The organism is Pseudomonas sp. G5001, from assembly GCF_013385475.1.
In the GTDB taxonomy this organism is placed as follows: Bacteria; Pseudomonadota; Gammaproteobacteria; order Pseudomonadales; family Pseudomonadaceae; genus Aquipseudomonas.
Genome location: NZ_JACAPZ010000033.1, coordinates 104,573 through 113,628 on the forward strand (window position 1 = coordinate 104,573; position 9,056 = coordinate 113,628).

10 protein-coding genes are annotated in these 9,056 nt (G+C 61.6%); 7 read left to right on the forward strand and 3 right to left on the reverse strand.

Annotated features, from left to right (window positions below; all coding sequences use genetic code 11):
• Positions 1–74 precede the first annotated feature (74 nt).
• Together HX805_RS25000 and HX805_RS25005 are read left to right on the forward strand one after the other, a co-directional pair.
• On the forward strand, positions 75–1,412 hold the full coding sequence (locus HX805_RS25000; RefSeq protein WP_003212990.1) for an imelysin family protein: 1,338 nt from the start codon (positions 75–77) through the stop codon (positions 1,410–1,412).
• 264 nt (positions 1,413–1,676) lie between these two features.
• Complete coding sequence (locus tag HX805_RS25005; RefSeq protein ID WP_003212988.1) at positions 1,677–3,131, forward strand: TrkH family potassium uptake protein; 1,455 nt, start codon at positions 1,677–1,679, stop codon at positions 3,129–3,131.
• Here the strand turns inward: HX805_RS25005 and HX805_RS25010 are convergent.
• Positions 3,088–4,143, reverse strand: a complete 1,056-nt coding sequence (locus tag HX805_RS25010; RefSeq protein WP_003212986.1) for an AraC family transcriptional regulator — start codon at positions 4,141–4,143, stop codon at positions 3,088–3,090. The genes HX805_RS25005 and HX805_RS25010 overlap by 44 nt on opposite strands.
• 161 nt (positions 4,144–4,304) lie before the next feature.
• Here HX805_RS25010 and HX805_RS25015 point away from each other — a divergent pair, with 161 nt between their 5' ends.
• Both HX805_RS25015 and HX805_RS25020 read left to right on the forward strand, forming a co-directional pair.
• Complete coding sequence (locus HX805_RS25015) at positions 4,305–4,616, forward strand: DUF962 domain-containing protein (protein WP_003212984.1); 312 nt, start codon at positions 4,305–4,307, stop codon at positions 4,614–4,616.
• Between the two features lie 33 nt (positions 4,617–4,649).
• Positions 4,650–5,234 carry an HD domain-containing protein gene (locus HX805_RS25020; protein ID WP_003212982.1) on the forward strand — a complete coding sequence of 195 codons (585 nt, stop codon included), beginning with the start codon at positions 4,650–4,652 and terminating at the stop codon, positions 5,232–5,234.
• Here HX805_RS25020 and HX805_RS25025 read toward each other — a convergent pair.
• Positions 5,231–6,505: an MFS transporter gene (locus tag HX805_RS25025; protein ID WP_177117372.1), complete on the reverse strand. Its 1,275-nt coding sequence runs from the start codon at positions 6,503–6,505 to the stop codon at positions 5,231–5,233. The genes HX805_RS25020 and HX805_RS25025 overlap by 4 nt on opposite strands.
• Before the next feature lie 362 nt (positions 6,506–6,867).
• Between HX805_RS25025 and HX805_RS32470 the strand changes: the two genes are divergently transcribed.
• The 3 genes from HX805_RS32470 to HX805_RS25035 all read left to right on the forward strand — a co-directional run bounded on the left by HX805_RS32470 (position 6,868) and on the right by HX805_RS25035 (position 8,530).
• Entirely contained in the window at positions 6,868–6,996 is a 129-nt protein-coding gene (locus HX805_RS32470) for a hypothetical protein (protein WP_003212978.1), read from the forward strand.
• A gap of 74 nt (positions 6,997–7,070) precedes the next feature.
• On the forward strand, positions 7,071–7,244 hold the full coding sequence (locus HX805_RS25030) for a hypothetical protein (RefSeq protein WP_008430977.1): 174 nt from the start codon (positions 7,071–7,073) through the stop codon (positions 7,242–7,244).
• Between the two features lie 86 nt (positions 7,245–7,330).
• A complete protein-coding gene (locus HX805_RS25035) occupies positions 7,331–8,530 on the forward strand; it encodes an MFS transporter (protein ID WP_003212974.1) in 1,200 nt (399 codons plus the stop codon).
• Here the strand turns inward: HX805_RS25035 and arfB are convergent.
• A complete protein-coding gene (arfB, locus tag HX805_RS25040) occupies positions 8,527–8,940 on the reverse strand; it encodes an alternative ribosome rescue aminoacyl-tRNA hydrolase ArfB (protein ID WP_177081094.1) in 414 nt (137 codons plus the stop codon). The two genes, HX805_RS25035 and arfB, sit on opposite strands and share 4 nt — an antisense overlap.
• Positions 8,941–9,056: the final 116 nt, after the last annotated feature.

Consider the following 9,056-nt stretch of genomic DNA (forward strand, 5'->3'; position numbering starts at 1 on the left):
AAATCTTTCGCATTATGTCGCAGTTTTGCGCGCCCCCCGCGTGCCCCATCAACAACCGAAGCAGGATGTTCGCCATGATTCGTATGCCCCTGGCCACCGCCAGCCTTCTCGCCATTGCCATTTCGCTCGCCGGTTGCGGTGAAGGCAAAGACAAGGCCGCCGCGCCTCAAGCCCCGGCCGCCGCCAGCACCACCGCCCCGGCGGCTGCCCCGGCAGGCCAGGTAGACGAGGCCGCCGCCAAGGCTGTGGTCGCGCATTACGCTGACATGGTGTTCGCGGTGTACAGCGATGCCGAGTCCACCGCGAAAACCCTGCAAACCGCGATCGACACTTTCCTTGCCAACCCGAACGACGACACCCTGAAAGCGGCCCGTACCGCCTGGATCGCCTCGCGCGTGCCGTACCTGCAGAGTGAAGTGTTCCGCTTCGGCAACACCATCATTGACGACTGGGAAGGCCAGGTGAACGCCTGGCCCCTGGACGAAGGCCTGATCGACTACGTCGACAAGACCTACGAACACGCCCTGGGCAACCCTGGCGCCACCGCCAACATCATCGCCAACAACGAGATCCAGGTCGGCGAAGACAAGGTCGATGTCAAAGACATCACCCCGGAAAAACTCGCCAGCCTGAATGAGCTGGGCGGTTCCGAAGCCAACGTAGCCACCGGCTACCACGCAATTGAATTCCTGCTCTGGGGCCAGGACCTGAACGGCACCGGCCCGGGCGCCGGCAACCGTCCAGCGTCGGACTACATGACCGGTGATGGCGCCACTGGCGGCCACAACGAGCGCCGCCGCACCTACCTGCGCGCCGTGACTCAACTGCTGGTCAGCGACCTGGAAGAAATGGTCGGCAACTGGAAGCCCAACGTCGAAGACAACTACCGCGCCACGCTGGAAGCAGAACCTGCGACCGATGGCCTGCGCAAGATGCTGTTCGGCATGGGTAGCCTGTCCCTGGGCGAGCTGGCCGGTGAGCGCATGAAGGTTTCCCTGGAAGCCAACTCGCCGGAAGACGAACAGGACTGCTTCAGCGACAACACCCACAACTCGCACTTCTACGACGCGAAGGGTATTCGTAACGTTTACCTGGGTGAGTACACCCGCACCGACGGTACCAAGATGACCGGCGCCAGCCTGTCCTCCCTGGTGGCCAAGGCCGACCCGGCGGCCGATGAAGCGTTGAAGGCTGACCTGGCCTCCACCGAAGCGAAGATCCAGGTGATGGTGGACCACGCCAACAACGGCGAACACTACGACCAGTTGATTGCTGCCGGTAACGACAAAGGCAACCAGATCGTACGTGACGCCATCGCCGCATTGGTGAAGCAGACCGGTTCGATCGAACAGGCTGCTGGCAAGCTGGGCATCAGTGACTTGAACCCGGATAACGCTGATCACGAGTTCTGATCAGTACCGCGTTGAATGAGGCGACCTTAGGGTCGCCTTTTTTGTGCCTGCCCTCCAAGCTCCATCAACCAGCACAAATCTCCTGTGGGAGCGGGCTTGCTCGCGAAAGCGGTGGGTCAGCCAATGCATCCGTTGACTGATACACCGCTTTCGCGAGCAAGCCCGCTCCCACACTTGATCTGCCACGTCTCCAACGCCCCCCCGGTTTACTTGCCCTGCACCGCAGGTAGAATGGCGCCTTTCCTGTCACCCCGAGCGGACCTCATGGCGTTGCCGACCTTACGGATAATCGGTTTCATTATCGGCATCTTCCTGATCACCCTGGCGATCGCCATGGTCATCCCCATGGCGACCCTGGTGTTTTTTGAACGCACCAGCGACCTGCCGTCGTTCCTCTGGGCCAGCCTGATTACCTTTATCGCGGGCCTGGCACTGGTCATCCCCGGCCGCCCGGAACACGTGCACCTGCGCCCGCGGGACATGTACCTGCTGACCGTCTCCAGCTGGCTGGTGGTGTGCATCTTCGCCGCACTGCCGTTCCTGTTGACCCAGCACATCAGCTACACCGACTCGTTCTTCGAAAGCATGTCGGGCATCACGGCCACCGGTTCCACGGTGCTCAGCGGCCTGGACACCATGTCCCCGGGCATCCTCATCTGGCGCTCGCTGCTGCACTGGCTCGGCGGTATCGGCTTTATCGGCATGGCGGTGGCGATCCTGCCGCTGCTGCGCATCGGTGGCATGCGCCTGTTCCAGACCGAATCCTCCGACCGCTCGGAAAAGGTCATGCCCCGCTCACACATGGTGGCGCGCCTGATCGTGGCGGCGTACGTGGGCATCACCATCCTCGGCAGCCTGGCGTTCTGGTGGGCAGGCATGGGCCTGTTTGACGCAATCAACCATGCGATGTCGGCGATTTCCACCGGCGGGTTTTCCACTTCCGACGAATCCCTGGCCCACTGGAAACAGCCGGCGGTGCACTGGGTGGCCGTGGTGGTGATGATCATGGGCAGCCTGCCGTTCACCCTGTATGTGGCCACGATGCGTGGCAACCGCCGGGCGCTGATCAAGGATCAGCAGGTGCAAGGCTTGCTCGGGTTGCTGGTGGTGACCTGGCTGGTGCTCGGCACCTGGTATTGGTGGACCACCGACCTGCCTTGGCTGGACGCGCTGCGCCACGTGGCGGTGAACGTCACCTCTGTGGTGACCACCACCGGTTTCGCACTCGGGGACTACAGCATCTGGGGCAATTTCTCGCTGATGCTGTTCTTCTACCTGGGCTTTGTGGGCGGTTGCTCCGGCTCCACGGCTGGCGGGATCAAGATCTTCCGTTTCCAGGTCGCCTACATCCTGCTCAAGGCCAACTTGAACCAGTTGATTCACCCGCGAGCGGTGATCAAGCAGAAGTACAACGGCCATCGCCTCGATGAAGAAATCGTGCGGTCGATCCTGACCTTCTCGTTTTTCTTCGCCATCACCATCTGCGCCATCGCCCTGGCCCTGTCATTGCTGGGCCTGGACTGGATGACCGCGCTGACCGGCGCCGCCAGTACCGTGTCCGGCGTGGGCCCGGGCCTGGGTGAAACCATCGGCCCGGCCGGTAACTTCTCCACCCTGCCGGACGCTGCCAAGTGGATCCTGTCATTCGGCATGCTGCTGGGCCGACTGGAGATCATTACGGTGTTTGTGCTGTGCATTCCGGCGTTTTGGCGTCACTGACAGGCAGCTCATGCAACCGCGCCCGGTACTCGCCGGGCGTGGCATCGAACCAGCGGCGGAACGCACGAAAGAAGTTGCTCGGGTCGGCAAACCCCAACAGGTAGGCAATTTCCAGCAGGGTCATGCTCGGCTGCGCCAGGTATTGCTCGGCCAGTTCGCGGCGGGTGTCGTCGAGCAAGGTCTGGAAACTCGTGCCCTCCTCCTGCAAGCGGCGCTGCAAGGTGCGCTGGGACAGGTGCAACGTCTGCGCAACCACTTCACGCTTGGGCTCGCCCTGGGGCAGCAATCGGCATAGCACCTGCCGCGCCTTGTGGGTCACCCGGCTCTCGGAAAACCGCGCCAGGTACTCCCCGGCAAAACGATCGTGCAACAACGCCATCGCCTCGTTCGCCGTGGGCAACGGCGCCTCCATATCGGCCCGTTCGAAGATCAGCGCGTCATAGGGCGCGTTGAACACCAGCGGTGCATGGAAGGCTTGTTTGTAGGGCGCCAGGTCCGCTGGCTGATCGCCCTGCACCAGCACCTTGCGCGGTTGCAACGTGCGCCCGGTCAGCCAGCCGCATAACGCCAGGGCACTGGCCAGGGACGCTTCGGCACTTTGCCGGGTAGGCGGCAGGTGGTCGCCGTGCACCGTCAGAATCAGCGCATAACCTTCGGGCAACAGGCGGAAACTCAGGTCGGCACTTTCAGCAATGATTCGCTGGTAACGCACCAGCCGCATAAAACCTTCGGCCAGGGTATTGCTGGACATCAAGGCGTAGCCGGCCACATGAAACGACGCCGGGCGCACCACCTTGCCCATGTTCAAGCCAATCGCCGGGTTGCCCGACAGCTCGACCGCACGCTGCCAGAGCCGGGTCATGGAGTCCTGGGGGAAGCGTGCATCCGGGTCATTCAGCGCGGCGTAATCCAGGCCAAGCTGCTTGAACAAGGCACGGCAATCCAGGCCGTCCATTTCCAGCGCCTTGACTATCCCCATCGCCCAGCTTGCAGAAGTCGTTCGTTCGCTCATGGCGTTTTCTTAACAAGGAAGGCTGAAACGACAGCCAGGAATCCGAAGGATACTAAAGTGGCATCTATTGTCACTGGCTGTTACCACTGATGACTCTAGACTCAAATAAGCTCCCCGCCGAACATCTGTCGGGCAGAACAATAACCAGAGGGCCGACCACTGTGGAAAATGCCAGGCAATTCAACAGCTTCGCCGATTTCTACCCGTATTACCTGAGCGAACACGGCAACAGTACGTGCCGTCGCCTGCACTTTATCGGCACCAGCCTCGTTATCTTCATACTCGCGTTGGCGATCGGCAAAGGTGCGTGGTGGCTGCTGCTGGCGCTGCCGGTAGCCGGCTACAGCTTTGCCTGGATTGGCCATTTCTTCTTTGAAAAGAATCGCCCGGCGACCTTCCAGCATCCGCTGTACAGCCTGTTGGGGGATTTCGTGATGTACCGCGACATGATTCTGGGCAAGGTGCCGTTCTAGCCCCACGCTTGAAGAACAATAAGAGAGGCTTTGATGAACCAGCAGGCCCGTTTCACCCATATGCAGGATGGTACCCAGGAAGACTGGGCGATCATCGCCAAGGATTTCAGTGCTTACGCCCGGCAATTGCCAAGCCGGATCCTGGCGCATCTACGGCTGCTGGAGGGCGACTTCGGCGGCTTCCCGGTGGACCGCCTGACCCACTCGCTGCAAACCGCCAGCCGCGCCTGGCACGATGGCCGGGATGAAGAGTACGTGGTGTGCGCCCTGCTCCACGACATCGGCGACACCCTCGGTTCCTACAACCACCCGGACATCGCCGCCGCGATTCTCAAGCCGTTCGTAAGCGCCGAGAATCTGTGGATGGTGGAGAAGCACGGGATCTTCCAGGGCTACTACTTCTTCCACCACCTGGGGATGGACCGCCACCTGCGCGAGCAATTTGGCGACCACCCGCAGTACCGGCAAACCATCGAGTTCTGCGCGCAGTACGACGCGGCGGCGTTCGACCCGGCCTACGACACCCTGCCGCTGAGCTTCTTCGAGCCGATGCTGGCGCGGGTGTTTGCCCAGCCGAAGAACTCGCTCTACAAGGCGGCGATGGAACGCCAGGGTTAAACCGGCAGCAATGTGCCGCCGTGGCCGGTTTGGGTGGCTGGCTCCGGATCTTTGACGATCTCCCGGGCCACCATCAGGATCACGATGGCCGCAATGATGTCGAAAATCGCCAGCACCACAAACAGCGGGCTGTAGCCGACCTTGGTCACCAGCACGCCGAACACCGCAGTAAATGCCGCAGCCCCGATAAACCCGCACATCTGCCCGCCACCGGTGGCGGTGGCCACGTCATTCTTGCCGAATGAGTCCGAGGCGATGGAAAACAGTGCACCCGACAAGGTCTGGTGGGCGAAACCGCCGACACACAGCAGGGCAATCGCGGTGTAGGCACTGTCCACCAGGCCGATGCACGCCGGGCCGATCATGCACAGGCAACCGAACAGCATCACCAGCTTGCGCGAGGTGAACAGCGAGACCTTGAAGTAGCGGTGGAACAACGGGCTCAGGTAGCCACCCAGCACACAGCCAATGTCGGCGGCCAGGAACGGCAGCCAGGCGAACAGCGCCATTTCCTTGATGTTCATGTGCCGCTCGGTCATCAGGTACAACGGAATCCAGGCATTGAACGTCTGCCAGGCCGGCTCCGAGAGCATGCGCGCCGAGGCGATGGCGAAAAAGTTGCGGCTCTTGAGGATGCGCTTCCAGCTGGCTTTCTTCTGCACGCCTTCCTTGAGGTGGGTTTCCTGGCCGGCCTCGATGTACTCACGCTCGGCCTGGGCCAGCAGGCGCTGGTCACGCGGGTGCTTGTACAGCAGCAGCCACAGCCCGCTCCACACCAGGCCGATGCCGCCAACGATCAGGAATGCCAACTGCCAGCCGCTGTGCAAAATCGCCCAGACCACCAGTGGCGGCGCCAGCAACGCACCAAACGACGAACCAAAGTTGAACCAGCCGATGGCGACGGAGCGCTCCTTGGCCGGGAACCACTCGGTAATCGCCTTGACGCCGCCGGGGAAGCCCGCCGACTCCGTCAGCCCCAGTGCGCCACGGGCCACTGCCAGGCTCTGCCAACCGGTGGCGAATGCCGCCAGCGCACAGACTATCGACCAGGAGATGGCGAAGATGGCAAAGCCCATCTTGGTACCGATCGCATCGATCACATAACCGGCGATCGGCTGCATCAAGGCGTAGCACACCTGCCAGGCAACAACGATGTGGGAATACTGCTCAGTGGAGATGCTCAGGTCGGTCATCAGCGTGGGGGCTGCGACTGAGAGCGTGTTGCGGGCCAGGTAGTTAATAATCAGGCCGACCGTCATCAGCCCGACCATCCACCAACGGATGCCTTTGATTTTCATCGCTTCACCTTAATTATTTTTAGATTTGAGGCGTACGTTCTGCGACCGAGCGCATCCGTATTACGGGCGCTATAAAACTGTAACGTCATATGTCGTCATACAACTGTTAGCGTTATATTCAGTCAGCAGCACGATGTCAATCCGTTGAAGGCGATGTTGTACGATGACAATCGACACCCCTGTGGCGCCACGTCACTTGCGCGGCGGGATGAAGACGCGTTCATTTTCTGAGATAAAATCTTTCTGTCATTTACAGTGCTGTATCCTGCACAGGCTTTTTGAACGCGCGGAATCACCTGCGATTGATAAAACAGATCTTGCGAGGAGCGACGACGATGCACGAAATCCCTAATCTCCCCTTCCCAAGCCTGCACGAAACTGAGCAGCCAACCCCGCAACAGGCCGGTGCCACCAAGCCCGAGCCCAAAGAGGCAAAACCGGTCGACCGCAAGAGCGAAGACTGAGAGCCGTACCCAGACCGTGTGGAAAGCGTGACATTGCGCGCTTTCCACACCGCCTGAACACCGTGAGCCCCGCCATGACCGACACCACCCCTGATACCGCCCTGCTCGACACTGCCTTGCACATGGTCGACGTATGGAACCGCCTCACCCCGGAAAAACAGGCCCTCCTGCTCAAGCGCTTCGGCACCCAGGAAAACGCCCTCGCCGCGTTGGTAACCACGCAACTGCTCAACCCCGCCGATCGCTAAAAGTTTGCTTTGCTGCCCCCGCACGCGCCCAGCATCGGTATCATAAGCAGCCTATCTTTTCCTGCTGCGACAGTGGACCTCTCCCCATGCCAGATACCCAGCGCCCCATGGCGGTCACGCTGCAAGTCGTTTCCATCGTTTTGTTCACCTTCATCGGCTACCTGAATATCGGCATTCCCCTGGCCGTGTTGCCTGGCTATGTGCACAGCGACCTGGGCTTTGGCGCCGTGATCGCGGGCCTTGTGATCAGCGTGCAATACCTGGCCACTCTGCTGAGCCGGCCCTACGCGGGACGCATCATCGATAACCGCGGCAGCAAGCGCGCCGTCATGTACGGCCTGGCCGGTTGCGGCTTGAGCGGCGTGTTCATGTTGCTCTCGGCGTGGCTGTCACACCTGCCGGCGCTGAGCCTCACCAGCCTGCTGATTGGCCGCCTGGTGCTGGGCAGCGCTGAAAGCCTGGTGGGCTCGGGTTCCATCGGCTGGGGCATTGGCCGGGTGGGTGCGGCGAATACCGCCAAGGTCATCTCCTGGAACGGCATCGCCAGCTACGGCGCCCTGGCCATCGGCGCACCGCTGGGGGTGTTGCTGGTCAGTCATTTCGGGCTGTGGAGCATGGGCGTCAGCATCATCCTGCTGGCGGTGCTGGGCCTGCTGCTGGCCTGGCCGAAAGTCGCCGCGCCGATCGTGGTGGGCGAGCGCCTGCCGTTCATGCATGTGCTGGGGCGCGTGTTGCCTCACGGCTGCGGGCTGGCGCTGGGCTCGATCGGGTTTGGCACCATCGCCACCTTCATCACCTTGTATTACGCGACCCAGCATTGGGATAACGCGGTGCTGTGCCTGAGCCTGTTCGGTGCCAGCTTTATCGGGGCGCGGTTGTTGTTCGGCAATTTGATCAACCGCATTGGCGGGTTTCGCGTAGCGATTGCCTGTTTGTCGGTGGAGACGCTGGGGCTGCTGCTGCTGTGGCTGGCGCCGGATCCTCATTTGGCGTTGGCGGGTGCGGCGTTGAGCGGGTTTGGCTTTTCCCTGGTGTTTCCGGCCTTGGGTGTGGAGGCGGTCAACCTGGTGCCCGCCTCGAGCCGGGGTGCGGCGGTGGGGGCGTATTCGCTGTTTATCGATTTGTCGTTGGGGATCACCGGGCCGTTGGCCGGGGCGATTGCGGCGGGGTTCGGGTTTGCCTCGATCTTCCTGTTTGCGGCGATCGCGGCGTTTGGCGGGTTGCTGTTGAGCCTGTATTTGTACCGGCAGGCGCCTAAGTACCGCGAAGAACGTCAGGCGAGTTAGAAGTCGACCTTGCCGCGGCCGGCCTTGATGCTGCCGCGTTTGGTCTTGGATTCGAGGCGGCGCTTCTTTGAGCCCAGGGTGGGTTTGGTGGGGCGGCGTTTCTTTTCGACCTTGGTGGCGCTGAGGATCAGTTCCACCAGGCGCTCGAGGGCGTCGGCGCGGTTTTGTTCCTGGGTGCGGTATTGCTGGGCCTTGAGGATCAGTACGCCTTCGCTGGTGATGCGGGTGTCGCGCAGGGCCAGCAGGCGTTCCTTGTAGAAGTCAGGCAGGGACGAGGCCGGGATGTCGAAACGCAGGTGCACGGCGCTGGAGACCTTGTTGACGTTTTGACCGCCAGCGCCCTGGGCGCGGATGGCTGTCAGTTCGATCTCGGCGTCGAGGAGGTGCACGTTGTTGGATATCACCAGCATTTTTTGATCGGGCCTTGGGGTGGAGGGGTAAGGATACGCCAATGTGTTGGGCTGCTGGGGGCTGGGGGCTGGGTACATATCCGTTATTTGGGTGATGGCTGATATTGGTTCCGCTC

Excerpts from the sequence above, each read along its gene's own strand:
- HX805_RS25035 (WP_003212974.1), top strand. The coding sequence starts at position 7,331 with ATGCCAGATACCCAGCGCCCCATGGCGGTCACGCTGCAAGTCGTTTCC.
- HX805_RS25030 (WP_008430977.1), top strand. The coding sequence starts at position 7,071 with ATGACCGACACCACCCCTGATACCGCCCTGCTCGACACTGCCTTGCAC.
- HX805_RS25025 (WP_177117372.1), bottom strand. The coding sequence starts at position 6,505 with ATGGTCGGGCTGATGACGGTCGGCCTGATTATTAACTACCTGGCCCGC.
- HX805_RS25000 (WP_003212990.1), top strand. The coding sequence starts at position 75 with ATGATTCGTATGCCCCTGGCCACCGCCAGCCTTCTCGCCATTGCCATT.
- HX805_RS32470 (WP_003212978.1), top strand. The coding sequence starts at position 6,868 with ATGCACGAAATCCCTAATCTCCCCTTCCCAAGCCTGCACGAAACTGAG.
- HX805_RS25010 (WP_003212986.1), bottom strand. The coding sequence starts at position 4,143 with ATGAGCGAACGAACGACTTCTGCAAGCTGGGCGATGGGGATAGTCAAG.
- HX805_RS25005 (WP_003212988.1), top strand. The coding sequence starts at position 1,677 with ATGGCGTTGCCGACCTTACGGATAATCGGTTTCATTATCGGCATCTTC.
- HX805_RS25020 (WP_003212982.1), top strand. The coding sequence starts at position 4,650 with ATGAACCAGCAGGCCCGTTTCACCCATATGCAGGATGGTACCCAGGAA.
- arfB (WP_177081094.1), bottom strand. The coding sequence starts at position 8,940 with ATGCTGGTGATATCCAACAACGTGCACCTCCTCGACGCCGAGATCGAA.